The sequence below is a fragment of the Halostella sp. PRR32 genome, assembly GCF_034808085.1.
Taxonomy (GTDB): domain Archaea; phylum Halobacteriota; class Halobacteria; order Halobacteriales; family Natronoarchaeaceae; genus Halostella; species Halostella pelagica.
In genome coordinates this window covers 1-236 of the sequence record NZ_JAXHGL010000286.1, presented here as the reverse complement: position 1 = coordinate 236, position 236 = coordinate 1, and the positions used below count along the sequence as shown (strand labels likewise).

At 42.8% G+C, this 236-nt stretch carries 1 protein-coding gene; it reads left to right on the top strand.

Going from position 1 to position 236, the window contains the following annotated elements:
* Positions 1-43: 43 nt before the first annotated feature.
* Positions 44-236: aldo/keto reductase (locus tag SM753_RS21570; protein ID WP_369335393.1), on the top strand; the 193-nt coding region annotated here is incomplete at its 3' end.

Genomic DNA, 236 nt, shown 5'->3' with positions numbered 1-236 from the left:
CAGGAGTTTAAAATTCCCGAATCAATCCTATTCAAAACAAATAATGGCTAGTAAAACAGTGGATTTCAATAACGGCGTAAAGGTCCCCATTCTGGGTCTTGGAATGTGGAAGTCCAAACCAGGAGAAGTCACTCAAGCAGTTATTGATGCCATCGACATTGGGTACAGACACATCGACTGTGCTCACATCTACGGAAACGAGAAAGAAGTCGGAGCTGCCTTAAAAAATCGAATCG